Annotated in this window: 15 protein-coding genes and 1 tRNA gene; 7 read left to right on the top strand and 9 right to left on the bottom strand. The window is 35.1% G+C overall.

The features are described 5' to 3' along the window. Positions 1-60: 60 nt before the first annotated feature. A complete protein-coding gene (locus ACJJVI_RS00355; protein ID WP_405349657.1) occupies positions 61-810 on the bottom strand; it encodes a hypothetical protein in 750 nt (249 codons plus the stop codon). 1 nt (position 811) lies between these two features. Next, positions 812-1,351, bottom strand: a complete 540-nt coding sequence (locus tag ACJJVI_RS00350; RefSeq protein WP_036579975.1) for an RNA polymerase sigma factor — start codon at positions 1,349-1,351, stop codon at positions 812-814. A gap of 107 nt (positions 1,352-1,458) precedes the next feature. Here ACJJVI_RS00350 and ACJJVI_RS00345 point away from each other — a divergent pair, with 107 nt between their 5' ends. The 6 genes from ACJJVI_RS00345 to ACJJVI_RS00320 all read left to right on the top strand — a co-directional run bounded on the left by ACJJVI_RS00345 (position 1,459) and on the right by ACJJVI_RS00320 (position 7,459). Further along, positions 1,459-2,793 carry an OmpA family protein gene (locus ACJJVI_RS00345; protein ID WP_405349654.1) on the top strand — a complete coding sequence of 445 codons (1,335 nt, stop codon included), beginning with the start codon at positions 1,459-1,461 and terminating at the stop codon, positions 2,791-2,793. 3 nt (positions 2,794-2,796) lie between these two features. Further along, a complete protein-coding gene (locus ACJJVI_RS00340) occupies positions 2,797-3,981 on the top strand; it encodes a hypothetical protein (protein ID WP_405349653.1) in 1,185 nt (394 codons plus the stop codon). Between the two features lie 15 nt (positions 3,982-3,996). Then, positions 3,997-5,256: a hypothetical protein gene (locus ACJJVI_RS00335; RefSeq protein ID WP_405349650.1), complete on the top strand. Its 1,260-nt coding sequence runs from the start codon at positions 3,997-3,999 to the stop codon at positions 5,254-5,256. 22 nt (positions 5,257-5,278) lie between these two features. Continuing rightward, positions 5,279-5,770 (top strand): hypothetical protein, encoded by a 492-nt coding sequence (locus ACJJVI_RS00330; protein ID WP_042270649.1) that lies wholly within the window; start codon positions 5,279-5,281, stop codon positions 5,768-5,770. 5 nt (positions 5,771-5,775) lie between these two features. After that, positions 5,776-6,339, top strand: coding sequence for a hypothetical protein (locus ACJJVI_RS00325; RefSeq protein ID WP_042248448.1), 564 nt, complete (start codon positions 5,776-5,778; stop codon positions 6,337-6,339). A gap of 256 nt (positions 6,340-6,595) precedes the next feature. Then, positions 6,596-7,459, top strand: a complete 864-nt coding sequence (locus ACJJVI_RS00320; RefSeq protein ID WP_036579963.1) for an OmpA family protein — start codon at positions 6,596-6,598, stop codon at positions 7,457-7,459. 73 nt (positions 7,460-7,532) lie between these two features. Here the strand turns inward: ACJJVI_RS00320 and ACJJVI_RS00315 are convergent, their stop codons facing one another. The 3 genes from ACJJVI_RS00315 to ACJJVI_RS00305 form a co-directional block, all read right to left on the bottom strand. After that, positions 7,533-10,382 (bottom strand): M16 family metallopeptidase, encoded by a 2,850-nt coding sequence (locus ACJJVI_RS00315; protein ID WP_405349648.1) that lies wholly within the window; start codon positions 10,380-10,382, stop codon positions 7,533-7,535. 121 nt (positions 10,383-10,503) lie between these two features. Next, complete coding sequence (locus tag ACJJVI_RS00310; RefSeq protein WP_042295649.1) at positions 10,504-10,746, bottom strand: YgjV family protein; 243 nt, start codon at positions 10,744-10,746, stop codon at positions 10,504-10,506. A 76-nt stretch (positions 10,747-10,822) separates the two neighbouring features. Continuing rightward, positions 10,823-10,895 (bottom strand) — tRNA-Met (locus ACJJVI_RS00305). Between the two features lie 210 nt (positions 10,896-11,105). Between ACJJVI_RS00305 and ACJJVI_RS00300 the strand changes: the two genes are divergently transcribed. Further along, positions 11,106-11,570, top strand: a complete 465-nt coding sequence (locus ACJJVI_RS00300; RefSeq protein WP_042248442.1) for a PA2169 family four-helix-bundle protein — start codon at positions 11,106-11,108, stop codon at positions 11,568-11,570. A gap of 48 nt (positions 11,571-11,618) precedes the next feature. On the opposite strand, the gene ACJJVI_RS00295 is transcribed toward ACJJVI_RS00300, so the two are convergent. From ACJJVI_RS00295 to ACJJVI_RS00280, 4 genes are read right to left on the bottom strand one after another with little or no spacing between them, the layout of a single operon-like run. After that, positions 11,619-11,798, bottom strand: coding sequence for a CPXCG motif-containing cysteine-rich protein (locus ACJJVI_RS00295; protein WP_405349647.1), 180 nt, complete (start codon positions 11,796-11,798; stop codon positions 11,619-11,621). Next, complete coding sequence (locus tag ACJJVI_RS00290) at positions 11,795-13,159, bottom strand: TolC family protein (RefSeq protein WP_405349645.1); 1,365 nt, start codon at positions 13,157-13,159, stop codon at positions 11,795-11,797. Before ACJJVI_RS00290 ends, ACJJVI_RS00295 begins: the two co-directional genes overlap by 4 nt. Beyond that, complete coding sequence (locus ACJJVI_RS00285) at positions 13,149-16,367, bottom strand: efflux RND transporter permease subunit (RefSeq protein WP_405349643.1); 3,219 nt, start codon at positions 16,365-16,367, stop codon at positions 13,149-13,151. Before ACJJVI_RS00285 ends, ACJJVI_RS00290 begins: the two co-directional genes overlap by 11 nt. A gap of 5 nt (positions 16,368-16,372) precedes the next feature. Beyond that, positions 16,373-17,533, bottom strand: a complete 1,161-nt coding sequence (locus ACJJVI_RS00280) for an efflux RND transporter periplasmic adaptor subunit (RefSeq protein WP_405349640.1) — start codon at positions 17,531-17,533, stop codon at positions 16,373-16,375. Positions 17,534-17,572: the final 39 nt, after the last annotated feature.

Here is a 17,572-nt window from a genome sequence, read left to right as displayed (position 1 = left end):
AAGGTTAACATGTTTGTAGATATTTTTTATGTAGTTCACGCTTTCGCGAAAGCGAAACTTCTACAAATCTTCTAAACTTAATAAAAGCTCTCTAGCCTTAACGTAGTTGTAAGACTTAACTTTAGAAATTCCCTCTAGAACAGCAATACTTTCTTGTATTTGATCATTCTTCAAATATGCCAAAGCAAGATACCATCGGGATCGTGCATAAAAATCATCTTGTACATTCTGATGTTGTTTGTATAAAGAAATGGCTTTTTGCGTATTTCCCTTTCCTAATTGAGCATTTGCATGATAAAAGAGGTACATGCTTTGTTGATCGGTTTCATATAACTGTTCAAACAATATAGCTGCAGTGGTATAATCTTTTATTTCATAAGTATAAAATGCCTTACTTATTAAGTCTTCTTTGATTTCTTCACCGCGCTCTATACCACCCATTACATTCCTGTATGGTTCGTAATTAGATTCAAAAAGCTCTAATGTTGTAATACTATTACCGAATAGATTCAATGAAAAAATAATGATAGCAGCAGCGGCTACAGCTGGAATTAAAAATTTAAAAACACTAATCTTTTTAGTTATTGTAGAACCTTCAGACGCTGCTTGATTTACTTTTCTTTCTTGTTCTTGTAATAGGTTTTTGAGTTTTGATTTTTTCTGTTCCAATGCAATTGCCCTTATATCTAGCGACTCTTCATAAAGCGCTTTAAATGCAGGGTCTTTTTCCAGACGATTTTGAAATTCTATAAACTCAGCTTGAGAAGCTCGATTATGAATCACGTTTTGTATAAGGGTAAGGGAATTCATATTAGTTTTTTGTGAGTTCTTTAAGTTGCTTCATGCAGCGGCTTTTTTGGGCTTTTACTGTATTTTCACTAGTATAATTTTCTACGGTCATTATTTCTTTTATAGTCAGACCGTCTAAGTAAAATAGTGAAATGATATTTTTACAACGTTCTCCTAGTTGATCAAATGCCACACGTAGGACTCGTTGATTTGAAGTTAAGACTTGCTCTTCCAGATCTAAATGTGTTATTTCTTCTTTTATGTAGGATAGATCATCAAGGTTAACAGTGTTTTGATCTTTTCTTAGAACCTCGTAGATTTTATTATTTGCAATGCCAAAAATGTAGGTCTTTAAACTGCTGGTTAGTGATTGTAATTTTCCAGAGGCTGCATTCTCAAATAAAATTACAAAGGAGTCTTGATAGATATCTACAGCAGCTTCTGGATCGACTCCTTTTTTCAAGGCATATCCTATAAACTCTTCTCGATACAGACTGTATTGTTCCTTAAAAAAAGCAGCCTCTCCAGATTTTAGTAATTCAATAATAGGTTGGTTTTTCATAGAAAAGTCACGTCTAGAGCTTCAGTAAAATTACAAATATCTATGCAACTGTGTTAACCTTTAAAGATACAACTCATTAAAAGGCAACAAACTATTACGATCGAATTATGAAAAAATCAATACAATGGATGTGCATTATCGCTTTATCCTTCTCCACAGTTGCAAACGCGCAGTTTTTTAAAAAACTTAAAAAAAAGGTGGACAAAAAACTTAAACAAACCGAACAAAAAATAGAACAGAAAGTTGATAAAAGTGTAGATGATTTATTATTCTCAAGCGACTCAACTACCACTGATTCCACGAGAATCATGAATGACGAATATCCTACTATGGAAGATGCTCCTATGGGAATGGATCAAGACCAATCTATAAATCAAATGGATGTTTTTTCTCAACAAGAAAATCTTTTTGAATCGTATACTAAATATGATTTTATACCTGGAGCTGATCTTAAAGTCATGGAGGATTTTACAAGCACTTTTATAGGGGATTTTCCTTCTACATGGAATACTGATAGTAGTGCTGAGGTAGTAGAAATGAATGCGCAACCTGGTAAATGGCTCCAAATAGGTAATGGGTCAAAAACGCTGGTTATGAATGACATCATAGATAACTGGGAAGAAGATTTTACTCTTGAATTTGATATCGCTCATGATTTCCCTCAAGAGTCTGCATTTAAAAGGCATTTTGATATCATTCTATCAGACCTTAAAGATGCAAACTCTTATCTGTCAGACGCCTATGAAGGTAAAGCCTATACTTACCTAAGAATAGGTGCTGGCGGTGGCAGTGGCTACGGAATCCTAATTAATAAAAAAGCTAAAACACCTGGTCTTAACGCTACTTCAAAAACTAGTTATGATGCTTTCTATAATCAGTCCATAATAGATAAAGTGCATCACGTCGCTATTGTTAAAAAAGGACTGCGCATCAAAATGTATGTTAATGAGGAAAAGGTGATTGATATGATGAGAGCCTTAGATCCAGCAGCAGTTTATTCCACGCTCAGATTTGGAACTAATATATCTCCTGATGATCAACATTTTTACATTAGTAATATCAAGTATGCTGGTGATGTCGAAATCCCACAAAGTTTATTTGAAAATGGTTCTTATCAGGCACACGGAATCACTTTTGATACCGGCACTACGATTATAAAACCTGAGTCTGCTGGAGTATTGAAAAGACTTTCGCAAGAAATGGCAAAATCATCAAATACTTATGAAATTATAGGTCACACAGATACTGATGGAGATGAATTAATGAATCAGCAACTCTCAGAAAATCGAGCAAATGCTGTAAAATATGTTTTGATCAATCAATACGGCGTCGACGCCAGCCGATTGACAACCTCAGGAAAGGGAGAAAATGCACCAATTTTTTATGGAGAAGACTCTGTTTCTAAAGCTCAAAATCGCAGAGTAGAAATTAAGCAATTATAAATCATGAAAATATTCTTCACCACTTTACTGACCGTATTGCTATACAACACGGTTCTTGCAAACGATAAATTAAAGGATGGCGTTTTTACTTCTCCACATGGAGAGGTGCATATTCTAAATTCAAAATCTGGTAATAAAGCTGTTGGACTATATAATAAATATGGGCATATTTTATTATCGCCGTTTACCATAACTGGCAGAGGAACCGTTTATACAGGCGCCTTCTCAAATAATTGCAAGAATGGACTGGTGTCATTTTCACCCAATTCGACAAATGGATGGAATGGCAACTATAAATGGAAAACTACCACAGGATTTAATAAGTGGGATGGCGGCTGGAATGGAACGTTACAATCAACCAATTTCCCTAATAATGAATTGACTGAAACCTTTCAAACTAAACTAGGAACAATGCAACTGATTCAAAACTCTAATGGTCGAGTTGCTGGGTTTTTATATACTAACAACAAAGAGTTTTATGTTTATGGAGATTATAAAAATAAACAGTTTAAAGGTTACATCACATCAGATGAGAATACCATAAAATGTAATACTGGATTTACATTATCATTTGATTGGAATCATGGGATTTATGGTACCGTTACTGTTCCAGGTTTTTCTAAACAAAATTTCAGAGGTTCTGAATCTAGAAATCTATTAGAATTAAAATTTCAAACCATTAAAAACTATGCCAATAAAGGCAGACCTAGAGATAAAGAATGGGGAAAAATTAACATCACAATGATTTTATATGATGATATAGGAACTCTTTTTACAAGAGATTTGTACACAGATCAAACCAATAAAAGATATCAAGAAAATCAATCTTATGATGTAAATAGAACCGTCTCGGGAGATATTTTTTACAGTCTAGTAGGTCCAGCAGGATACTATAGTAATCCTCGTTTAGGATTTTCTTTTACACATAGAAGAACTAGAGCAAGTAATGCAGAAGACCGTCTTAGATTATCTACTATATCACTTAAATCTATTCTAGAATACCTCAATTTTCAGCGAGATGCTTCCAGTTTTGTCAACGGTCCTGATGGTCGTAAAATCATTCCTGATTCAGATCATACTTTCTGGCTTACGGAGGCAAATGGTAAGCGTACGGTTCGTGGTTATGCCTTCATAAAATATGGAAACGACGATAAATGGGGCTATTTCTATACTCTAAAACTTAAATAATTAAAATTATACAACATGAAGAATTTAAAATATATAATAATGTTAATAGCGTTGACGATGGTCAATTGCGCTTTCGCGAAAGCGGAAACAAAAAACTCATCCTGTATAGAAACACTTGTAACGGACTGGACAGGAACCTGGGATACATCTTTTGGGCAAGTAATTTTAAACCAAAAAAATCAATATGTGGTTGGAACATACAGAGAATTAGGCGCCATTAGATCACTTACCACCATGGGAACAGCTTTTTATGGAGAATTCGACAACAATGGACGCGTGGGCTATTTCAAATGGATAAAATCTGGTAATTCTTTTACAGGAACATGGGGATGGACTGCAAGCCACGAACAAGGCGCCTGGAACGGAACAAAAACTACCGATGCTGCCCAAAACTACATCCAAGGAAAATGGACTACGAGATATGGTGAGCTAGATTTTATAAATAGCAAGACAGGTATTATGGTTGCTCATTATGGAAATAATGGTGGTATGGTATGGGGAAAAATGAATCATACTACAAGGATTTTTACCGGCAAGTACAGAAGAAAACTAGGTGCTGTTAATGAAACCTGTTCTTTCATTTTTAAGAATACCACGTTCCAAGGTAAATTCAATAATCGTGCTTACGGTAGCTGGGATGGACAGCGTAAAATAGTTAATATCTCTACAGCAGCTGCGGCTTCATCAACAGTTGGCAATTCAAGTAATATTATAAAATTTAAAATCACCTTGAACACTTTTAAATGCAATAAATCAGACAATTTGCGAAATAGAGAAATAGGCTCAATGAATATTTTTTTTAGTTTACAAAATAAAAATGGGAGCTATGCAACATCAGATGAAAGCTCATTATCAAACCCTTGTTATAATGGGTATTGTAAACTTTATAGAGATAACGATCCAAATAGATATGCCGTAGGTGCAAATACCGATGTGCAAAATTACTTAGTTTTTGAATATCAAGAAAGTGATTATAAGAAAAGCTATATTGATTTTCGATTCTCAGAGGAATACCCAGGAATACAGCATGTTAAAGAAGAAAACGAGATTTATCTACCTCCAATTTTAGATTTTCTGACAGGTAAAACAAACGCTACTGATTACCCAATAGTATCGGGACATAATGGTCGCCGAAGGATTCCAAACACGCACAATTCCTTTTGGTTAGAAACAGTAGGAAATAAAAGATATGCAAGAGGTTACTCAGACGTAAAAGAAGTTAATAAAAGGAAAATAGCATTCGGCTATCACTATACCATTGAACTAGTAGACTAATAAAAATAAAAAACAACAAATCATGAAAGCACTATTTATAACCATTACATTATTACTCACAACTCTCTGTTACTCACAAAGTGTAGATGGAAAACTACTCATAAACAATTCCTCAAAAATTGAAATCAAGCTCAAAGACGGCAACGCTGTGGAACTTTTCAAACAATTCAAAATAGGCACCTACCAAGTGAAATTCATTTTTGAAAGCAAAGGACTTCCTTTAGATGAACAAAACCGTCAAGTAGCATTAGTAGAATTTGAAACCACTCTTTTTAAAGACGGAAAACAAATTGGGACTGTAAAAAGAAAGCCTATGCCGTTTTTCCCTGGTGAAATGCTAGAGCCTGTAGAATCTTTTGACATCATTCATTTACTTTCTAAAACAGGAAGCAAATTATCCGCATCTGCCTATCCAGGTAAAGTACCACCAGGTAAGTATGAAGTACGAATCTCAGCAAACGTGATAGGTGGTAAAGGAACTATAGCGCCTATTTCAATAATCATTTTTATATAATTAACATGAAGAATCTATCATACCTAGGCATCATTCTATTAATATTAATAGGTTGTAAGCAAACTAACACATCAGATAATGTCTCTTTTGATTCAGGTAATGCTGTAACGAGTACAGATCGATATGATGGTCCATTATTAAAAGTCAGTGATATTCCATATGCCTGTGATCATCTCAACGCAGAAAATATTAAAAAATGGTACAATCTGGAAAAAGTAGTATGGCTGGCAAAACCGAGTAATCAAGGTCTTGAAAATTCATGTAGCGCAGCTTTTTATGCAGGTTCTACAAATACAAATGTGAGCATACAAGTTTATGACTATCGCTCCTTAGAAGATTTAAATACTGATATTCAAATACTGAATGAAATGAATTTTGAAAAACTTAGTATGTTTAATTATCCGGCATACTGGTCTGGTGGTGAGGTATATCAAAAAGCACTAACCGTCTTTTATAAAGGATTGAAAATTGTGGTCACACAACCTGCTAGAGATTTTTTTGATGAAGCTACCCATAGAAAAAGATCTATCATAATAGCAAAAGAATATCTAGAGACATTTCAAAACTAGAATTAGAAATTCAATATGTATAAAGTACGCCTATAGTTTTTTGGTGATGAAATTGTATTTTAAATACGCTTTCGCGAAAGCGAGATTAACACAATTCTCTTTTAATCAAAACCGTTAATTCTTTAAGATTTCTTATCTCAAAAACACAAAATACTCTTAAATAGGCTATTTATTTTATCATAATAAATCCAATTTATTGATTTGCTCGTATCACCAACAATGAGTCAAAAAATCAAATAAATCAAAAATGTATATTATGAGAAAATCAAATTTATTCATAGCGGTAACAGCCGCTGCAGTACTAGCAAGTTGTGTATCCAAAAAGAAATATGTCGAGCTAGAAACCAACTACAACGACACTAGATCTGAACTTCAAAAAACTAGAGTTGAAAAGGAAGATCTTGAAAATAAAATGGAGCAAATAGAGATGCGAGTGGAACGATACAACTCTAAAATCGCTTCATTAAAATCAGATCAAGATGGCATGATGGTATCTACTGACGGAGGATCACTAGTACTATCGGAAAATAACAAAAAGGCAATGCGTAAAACATTGCAAGATGTACCTGCCGCAAAACTTGCTGGAGCAACTACGTTAAAAGATTCACTTAATATAGCCATAGCTCATAATATTGCAAAAAAAATGGGCTCAACTGCTAGTGACAAAGATCTTAACGTGTCTATTGAAGAAACTGTAGTAATGATCAATATAGATGATGATTTATTATTTAAAGACAGTAGCTATAAAGTAAGTAATGATGCTGATGAAATTCTAGCTAAAATAGCTGAAGTTGTAGCCTCAGAACCATCATTAGAAATTCTAGTTGAAGGACATACAGATAGCCGTACGGTTAAACAAGGTAGTTATATAAAAGACAACTGGGATTTAAGTACAGAACGTAGTGCTGCTATCGTAAGAAGATTGGAAGAAAAGTTTGGTGTAGCACCAGAACAATTAATTGTTGCCGGTAGAGCTAGTTATGACCCTATTGCTGCAAATGACAGTAAAGATAATATGGCTAGAAACCGTAGAACACAAATCGTTATCATGCCTAACTTAGATAAGTTTTTTGCAATGTTAAATAGTGACGAGCAACTATTAAGTGAGAATGATAAATAACAATTCGATCAAAATATTTAAAAAGGCTCTCTATTTCTAGAGAGCCTTTTTTTATAAATTATATTATCACAACTTACTTTTTAAGTTCATTAGTTTCTGGATTAAGTAAAATCGGCGCTCCATAGCCTAAGTCTTTCATGCGATTCATTTGACTTGCTGCATCACCTACTATAAGATAAATCATTTGATCTGGATTTAGGTATTCACTACTGAGTCTTTTCACATCTTCAATAGTCATATTTTCTACTTCTTGCTCACGCTTCTTGAGATAATCTTTATCAAATCCATAAGTACTCATATTATCTAACATACCCAATTTTGCAGATGCAGTCTCTAATCTGCGAGCGTTACTCTTAATCATGTAGCTTTTAGTCACCTCTAAATCTTCTGCAGTAAAGCCTGTACCATATTGCTCTATAATTTCTTTTACTAAGGCCGCAGACTCATAAGTAACATTAGTGCGCACACTACTAGAAACACTAAAAGAACCTGCAAGATCAGTTCCTCCAAATCTAGAACCTATCCCATAAGTATATCCTTTACCTTCTCGTAATTGTTGTGTTAATTGAGAAGCAAAACTACCACCACCTAAACGATAATTCATTACCTGCGCAGCATAGAAATCTTTATCTGTAGCTTTTAAAGCTGGATATCCAAAGTTAATGACCGACTGTTTTGCACCTTGTACATCATAAAAATAAACGGCTGCTTTCTCAGGTCTGTTTACTTCGGGTAATTCTGGGAAGACTACATCTTTAGTAGTCCAAGATTCATTTAAAGATTTTAAGCTTGACGCCGCTTTAGATTCATCAATAGCACCCACAAATTTAAAAGTGGCCAAATTTGAACCTATATAATTATTATAATAATCTTTTAAATCTTGAATAGTAATCGATTGTACACTTTGTTCTGTACCAGCACCATTTCTAGATAAAATATTATTCTCGCCATACAGTAATTTAGAAAATTCGTTTGACGCGATAGCATTAGGGTTTGCTTTACGTTGCTCAATCTGACTTAAAACATCTTGTTTTAATAATTCAAATTCAGTCTCGTCAAATCGTGGTTCTAAAATCATTTCTTGAACTAGCGCCATTGTTTTATCATAGTTGCGTGCGAGCGTTGTACCTGCAACAGTGATAGACTGGTCACCAGCATAGAAATATATACTAGCACCTAATGATTCAATAGCATTTTCTAATTCTTCTGGTGTTTTAGTAGCTGTACCACGCATCATTAAATCTGCTAGTAAATTTGAAACACCAACTTTATCAATATCCTCTAATAGCATTCCTCCTTTAATATCCATACTAAATTCGACCAAAGGAACCTCATTACTAGTTATTCCATAGTATTTCATACCAGATGACAATTCATCTTGCCATACATCAGGAGTTTTTAAACTAGGAGCTTCTCCATAAGATGGTTCTACAGATCTATCAAAAGTTGATGGCGTTTTCTCATATGTGGCTTTAATACTTGCGTCAAAACTTTCTTCAGCGCCAGGAATAATCTGCTCTTCAACGACCTCAGCAAGTGTAGAACCAGTAAGGATTAAGTCTTTTTGATCACGAGGCACAAAGCTAGTAGCGATATAAGGTTTTCCCTTTATATATTTCTCATAAACACGCATAACATCCTCACGTGTCACATTCAAAATATTTTTCACATCTTGCGACACAAAACCAGCATCACCAGCAAACATTTCATATTGAGCTAACTGGAAACCTTTTCCTAACGCACTGCTTAAACCTCTATAAAATCTAGTTTCTTGACCTGCTTTAATACGATCTAAATCAGCTTGTGAGATTCCATCTTTTTCAAAAAGAGCAAGACCTTTGTCTAATGCTGCAGCGACACTATCTAACGCTGTCCCATTAAATGCATTTATGGAAATTGTTGTCTCACCAGCTAGTTCAGACCCATAATTATACATGGTTACATTACTAGTTAATTGTTCTTGATCCACCAGCACTTTATTGAGTGGCGCTTTTTTACCAGATGATAAATACTGAGTTAGTATATCTAAAGCATAAGCATCCTCATCATACTCTGCAACTGTAGGCCAAGTGTACGTTAATTGAGGAACGCGAGCAAAGTTGTCTTCATAATACAACTTTTTTGTAGCGTCAATAGTTACTGGTCGTTTTGCTAATGGAGACACTTCTTTTCCTGCAGGGATTTCATCAAAATATTTATGTACCCATGCTTTAGTTTGTTCCATATTAAAATCACCTGCAATCGTTAATACGGTATTGTTAGGCGTGTACCAGCGACGGTAAAATTCTTTGACATCATCTAATGTTGCATTTTGTAAATCTTCTAGCGAGCCTATAACCTGCCAGTTATATGGATGATCTTTAGGATACAAATTCTTACCAACTACATAGCGCACATGACCATACGGTCTATTGTCTACGCTTTGTCTTTTTTCATTTTTAACGACTTGCTTTTCCTTAGCAAGAACTGGATCAGTAACTGTGTTAACAAACCATCCTAGTTTATCAGCCTCTGCCCATATCATTTTTTCAAGGGCGTCTTTAGGCACAGTTTGGTAATAATTAGTACGATCGCGACTCGTAGATCCATTTGCTCCAGAGCCACCTATACGGGCACTCATAGCATCTAGTCCACCTTTACCTAGGTTTTCAGATTCTAAGAATAATAAATGTTCAAAAAGGTGTGCAAATCCTGTACGACCTTCTTTTTCTCTTGCGCTACCTACGTGAACAGTAAGAGCAACCGCTGCAACAGGATCTGAGTGATCTTGATGTAGAATAACGGTAAGGCCGTTATCAAGCGTCATCTTTTCAAACGCAACATCTAGTGTTACCTCATCATTATCTTGGGTAACTACCTTGTCATTCTTACAAGATAATAAAAAAGCGACCATACATAAAGCCGCAAAAAATCTGATATTCATGGTTCTTGATTTAAGGCCATGAAGTTAATCAAATCTCTTATTATCTATAGTTAAGATATTATAATATGGTCATCTTTATAATTACGCTTTCGCGAAAGCGAAATATAAAAACGATAGCTATTTATGAATTATCAGAGGCAGAAACCTCTTCTTTTTTAAAAAATAAATAATAGGCATTAATAGCAATGATGGCAAGGTTAGTAATTAACACCGGTATACTGTCTAGCATGAAACCATAGATCACAAAAAGTAAGCAGCCTAAAGAGTTGAACCAGCGTAGTTTCTTCAAATCCTTACGAGTAAAAGAAAATAACAAAACGGCGCTAGCGGCATAGCCTATAAATTCTGTAAGAGTAATGTCCATGGAAATAATTTTAAAGCTGTAAAGGTAGTTTGAAAGAAACAAAAAAGCCGATTCAAATGAATCGGCTTTTGCTTAGTAGCGGGAACTGGACTCGAACCAGTGACCTTCGGGTTATGAGCCCGACGAGCTACCTACTGCTCTATCCCGCGATATAACGTTTCGTTGTTCTTGGCTCTCAACCTTCGAGTAATAAGCTCGACAAACTATCCGTTTTTATGGATGGCAAATATACATCTAATTTAGAGTTCTCACAAGTAGAAACCTTAAGATATTTATAAATCATGTTAAGCTCTTCTCAATTGAGGTGATATTAAGAACTTAAGCAGCTCTTATATAGTATCTTAAATAAAAAAATCAATATGAAAACTACAGTCCAAACAGAGAAATATTTAAACGATTTACTTGAAAAAACCTATGATGCCCAACGCGGATACGCAAATGCAGCGGAAATTACGGAGCATGTACAGCTTAAAAGATGGTTTGCAGAGCAAGGAGCAAGAAGAACACATTATGCTGCGTCTTTAACTAAAGAGTTAAAAGCGATGAACCAAGATCCCGAACTCGATGGAAGTTTTAAAGGTGATATGCATCGTGGATGGATGAATCTAAAAGCTGCACTAAGTTTAAATAAGGACGAATCAATTTTAGAAGAATGTATCACTGGTGAAAAAAAAGCGATAGAAGAATATACGACGGTATTAGAACATAAATCTGAGTTACCACCTACCGTAGTATCTATACTAGAGGCACAGAAAGATGAGATACAATCTACTGTAAACACAATTAAACGATTAGAAGATATTGCAGATGATCACAATCTGTAATCAAAAAGAATAGGTCAATAAAAAAAAGCGGTGTAAAACCGCTTTTTTTTATTGACCTATTTCTCTAGCTTCAAAAGAAGTTAATTCTCCTTCATCAAATCCTACCTGTAACTCAATAGGATTACAACACACTTCACAGTCCTCTACATATGTTTGAGAGTATGCAGAATCTAAAAGCATAGATATTTCTTGCCAGCAATGTGGACACATGAAAAAATGTTCTATCATAAAGGCATATTCAAAATTTGCCCTACTAGTTGTAATAATTGATACTCTGCGAGCTTTGCATCATACTTTGCTAGGTTCTTAATTGTTACCGCGTTCAATAGGTTAAGTTGCGCTTGTCTAAATTCTACACTACTGACTTGACCTATTTTGAATTGTTCTTGACTGCGGTTAAAATTATCTTCATTAGTAAGTACATTTTGCTCTTGCATTTGATATATGGCAAGCGCATTCTCATAATTCCCTTTTGCATTTGCAATATCACGCGCTACTTCTTGTTCTAATTGACTTTTAAATAAAGCCTCATTCTTATAAGCAATCTTTGCATTACGCAAATTATTTAAAGAGGAACCACCGTCAAAAATATCCCAAGTCAAATTTGCTCCTACAGCTATACTCGCACTAGTTCTGGTAGTAGAAGGAAAAAATGCTGTCGGTGGGTTTTCTGATTGATTCCACCCATAAGAACCCGTCAGGCCTATACGTGGCAGCAAAAGCGCCTTAGTTGTTTTAATATCATAATCACTTATCTGTAATGTACTTTCTGCCTGTAGCAGACTGACATTATTCTCTTGAACTTTTTCTAAAAAGCTATCCATCATTAAGACATTTTGAAAAGTTACCGTCGTATCGACCACATATTGACTATCCAGATCGCGGTTTAATAATAGGTTTAAATCACGTTTAGTATTGCGTAATTGTTGTCTAGAATTTAAAAGGTTGATACTATCTGCGTTAATGTCTACTCGTGCGTTAAGAACCTCTAATTTACTAACCTGACCATAATCAAATTGATATTGTGCACGTTTTTCACGCTGTTTTGAGATTTTCAGATTCTCTTGAAAAATCTTTTCATTCTCGGTTAACCTTGCAATCTCTAAATAAACACTCATCAATTGAACAGTAGTAGTCTCTATAGTAGACCTAGCTTGTAATTGGCTTAATTGATATTGCTCTTTAAGCCGTTTATAATTATACAACCTACCCAATCCATCAAATAAGGTATAATTCAAAGATAATCCTGCATTATACTGTGTAGTTTGCGCATTATTGATTTCTATATCATCTCGTGGTAAGCCGTTAGCATCTAGCGCGCCATTAAAGTCTGTTTTAGAATCATTCTCATCAATAGAGGCGCCTGCGGTTCCTTGAAGACTAGGCAAATAACCTGAGTTCAAGATGCTGGTATTATTTTCGGCTATGATTTCTGAATTTCTTGCTATCTGGATTCCGTAATTATTTTCTAACATGAGCTCAACAGCTTGCTCTCGTGTTAATAATGATGCATCGGGCTGTTGTGCATACGCTTTCGCGAAAGCGAGATACATCAAAGCAATAAGACCATATAATATTTTATGCTTCATCATAATGCTTTTGTTCTTCTTGTTCTTTTGCAACACTTGTTAAATCTCTTTTTACAGCTTTTTTACCAGTACGCAACCAATAAATTGCGGCTTTTCCATTATTTCCAAAACTGAGGAATAATGGTAGCATAAGTAAAGTTAGTACAGTAGCCATACCGATTCCATAAGAGATGGATATCGCCATAGGTTTTAAAAACTGTGCTTGCCTACTTTTTTCTAATAGTAAAGGTGCTAAACCTGCAATTGTAGTAATAGAAGTTAAAAATATAGCTCTGAAACGGCTTTTACCTGCTTCAAAAAGAGCTTCATCAAAGCCTAATCCGTCAGCAAGGAGAGAATTAAACTTACCTATAAGTACGAGACCATCATTAACCATAATACCTATTAAAGCGATAATACCTAGAAGAGACAAGATATTTACTGGAAAACCATGTATCCAGTGTCCCCAACCTACTGCCACAAAGCTAAATGGAATTAATAATATAAGCATCACTGGCTGTATCCAACTGCGGAATGTAAAGGCGATAACAAAATAAATAAGTAATAAAATTATCGGACCTGCAACGGCAGCACTTTGCGAGAATTTATCTGCCTCGCGCGCCTGTCCACTTAAATAATTAGGTGAAATGGTAGGATACTTTTTTTGTAATTCTGGAATAATCTCAGACCTAATATTAGCTAGTATATCTGTCGCACTACCAGATGGATCTTTAAGATCTGCACTGATAAGCACTTCTCTTCTACCTTCTAGGTGATTAATGACCACATCACCTCTCTCGATGGTATAACTAGCGATATCTCTAAGCGGCACTCTTTCACCAGATGGCGTTAAAACTCTAAATTCATCAAGGTCTTTAATACTATTACGATTATCACGATCATAACGCACCCAAACTCTAATCTCATCCTGACCACGTTGAAAACGCTGTGCCTCTGTACCAAAAAACGCAGACCTAACCTGCGCCATTACCGTTCTAGTTGTAAGGCCTAGTGAATAAGCAGTTTCTTTAAGTTCTAAATTTATTTCTTTGATTCCCGCTGGATCATTATCCTCGATATCCTTAAGTAACGGATTATTACTTAAAATCTGCTTGAACTCTGCAGTAGCTGCTTTAAGTTCTTTAATGTCATTACTGAGTAAAGAAACAGCAACTGGACTACCACCAAAGTTACCACCGGACCCAAAAGTTAAAGTTTCTGCTCCTGGAATCTCACCAACTAATTCCCTTAAACGATTTGCGACAATTTCAGAATTCACTTCTTCTGGTCTACTTTCACCTGGTAATAAGTTAATAGAAAGACTAGCGGCAGATGAGGACGTTTGTGACTTTATAATGTTTTCAAATAACATGATAGAATCGCCGTACTCTTCACCTTTTAAGTATTCTTCTGTCAATTGTTCATTTACTATTAATGCCTTTTTTTCAATAGAATTGATAATAGAATCTGTTATAAACTCTGAAGTTCCATTAGGCATGGATAGATTGATACTTACTTGATCACTAGAAATTCTAGGGAAAAATGCTGTTTTAATAATACCACCACTCATAGACCCAAAAGTCAATATTAGCGCTGCGATGAACAGTGCAAAAGTGAAAAATTTATTTGCGAGTGAAAAGCGTAGCACTGGAGCATACAATTTATCACGCATCCAGTTCATAGCTTTATCACCATAATCATTAACAATACGCATTTTTTGAAACACTCTAGCAATACCTTTTTTAGGTTGATTGTTCTTAGGCTGTAAGGCTTTAGAATGTGCTAAATGGGCTGGTAAAATAATAAGCGCTTCTACTAGTGATACTAACAATGTCAATATTACGATTACTGAAACCTCACCAAATATGTCTCCTATCCTACCTTCTAGAAACAGGAATGTAGAGAACGCGAGTAATGTCGTTATAATAGCACTTAAAATAGGCGGAATTACTTCCATCGTACCGTCAATAGCCGCTTGCACCGGTGACTTACCGTCTTCATAGTGTTGATAAATATTTTCTGCTATTACGATACCATCATCAACCAGTATCCCGATAACGATGATCATCCCAAATAGAGATAATACATTAATAGTAACGTCAAATTGACCAGCAAAAATGAACATTCCTAAAAAAGCTATTGGCAACCCAAAAGCTACCCAAAATGCTAATCGAGTATTAAGAAAAATAGAAAGAAAGATTAATACTAGAAGCATTCCCACTACAGCATTCTCTGTTAATAAAGCTGTACGTTGATTTAAAGTAACCGATAAATCCCTAACGACATCTAATTGAACGTTTGTAAATCGCTGATTGTAATCTTCAATATATGCCTTAACCTTATCTGCAGCGTCAATTAAATCTTCAGAATTTGTACTAGTCACGGTAATATTTACAGCTAGTTTATTATCATAATAGGTAGCATTAGGTGTTTCAGAAAAACGATCTCTAATTATTGCGACATCTTTTAAAAGCACGCTTGTTCCATCTGCCAGCGTTTTAACTGGAATGTAACTTAACTCATTACCATAATATGATCTACTATTTGCTCTTATCAAATATTCTTCTCGGTCCGTTTTTATATTTCCACCAGTCGTAAGAATGTTTGAACTAGCCACAGCATTTGATATTTCTTCAAAACTGATATCATAACCTAACAAGGTATTTTCATTAACGGCAATTTCTATCTCTTCATTAGGATAACCTGATATCGCAATTTGTGATATACCATCAATACCTCTAAGATCATTTTCAATATCTCTAGCGAGTTGCTTTAACGTGTAAAGAGGCACATTTTCACCACTCAACGCAAATGAAATAGTAGGCCTGGATTGCTCTTGCTTAGACACGACTAATGGCTCCATTCCTACTGGGAAAGAAGACACACGATCTACCGCGTTCTTAACCTCAAGAAGCATAAAATCGATATTATATCCTTTAAGAATCTCAACAGTTATAGAACCAGAATTTTCTCTAGACGCAGATGTCACACGATCAATACCTTCGATTCCTTTTAGGTTATCTTCTATTTTTAGAACAACACCTTCTTCAATCTCTTGTGGCGATGCACCTGGATAGGTCGCATTAATATTAATAATTTTTGAATCAGTAAGTGGAAAGAAAGATGATTTAAGAGACAGCATCCCAAAAATTCCGAAAATCACAAACCCAACAACAATCACATTTACCGCGACACTATGCTTTATAAAGTAAGCTATAACTTTTCTCATGTGTCTTATTTAATGGCTGATTGATCTGTTTCAGTCTGATTTGCTTTTTCTTGAGCAGCTTGCTCTTCTGTCTTCACAATCATCCCTTCATAAGCACCAGGAACAGATTGGGTAATAATTACAGTTCCATTTTCTAGGCCTTTAACGACTACTTTTTTGTCAGAAAAGTGCACCGGCTGAATCGTTTTCAAAACTAATTTCCCATCTTCTACTGCAAACAATTGATTTTCATTTTGCAATAAACTTCTATTAATCTCAATCGCATTTTCGATTTTCTGAGCATCTAGGTTAGCCGTTAAATACATACCTTCTTTAAGATTATCATCTTTAACCTCAATAACAGTAGTAATGGTTTGAGAAGCCTGATCTACCTTACCATTAATACGAGAGACTTTACCTGTGTAGACTTTAGCATCAGAGATATTCTTAAGCTCTACAGACTCACCTACTTTTAAGAAACCTGCAAACTCAGAACTGATAGCTACTTGAAGTTCGTAAGTACCTGTTTGAATGAACTCACCTAATTGCTGACCACTTCTTATTAAAGTACCTTCAGTAACCATTGCTTCTGTGAGAACACCGTTAAAAGGAGCCCTAATTCTATACTTTCCTAATCTGCTTTCAAGATTCTTGATATTGTAATAAGTAGTATAAATATTGCGGCCAGTAATGAAGTATTTTTCTTTATCATCAATAGGCTGCGGTAACGCTGGTGTAGTTGCATTCATATCCCATGAATCGAGATAAGACTGCCATTGCGCATATGATGATGGATAATCTAACCTTAAGTCAGGCATTATAGCCGTAATCTGATTATTGAGATTACTACGTGAACTTTGTACCTGTGCATAGAATTCTGAATTTTCTATAATGATCATATTTTGACCAGCACGATACTCTTGACCTGTTTTAAACAAAATACCAGTAGGCTTAAAAACACCTGTAACCTCTGCAAACAGTTCAACGCGACGTTTTGCCTGTAAATTTCCATTTGCTGGTATTACTATGGATACGGTAGAATTTGTAATGGTATCGGTGGTAATAATTTTAACCTCTTTTTTCACTCGAGGCTTAGGTGCTGTTTTACTATCAACAATGACTTTTGATACATAAATTGCTCCGCCAATGATCAGCAATGCAAGTATACCTAATATAATTTTGCGCATAGAATAGTTTTAGTTGGTACTTAGACTTGTAAAACTACT

It is taken from the genome of Nonlabens sp. Asnod3-H03 (assembly GCF_045063665.1).
Classification (GTDB): domain Bacteria; phylum Bacteroidota; class Bacteroidia; order Flavobacteriales; family Flavobacteriaceae; genus Nonlabens; species Nonlabens ulvanivorans.
Note: the sequence above shows the minus strand (reverse complement) of the source record. Positions and strands in the feature narration are given on the sequence as shown.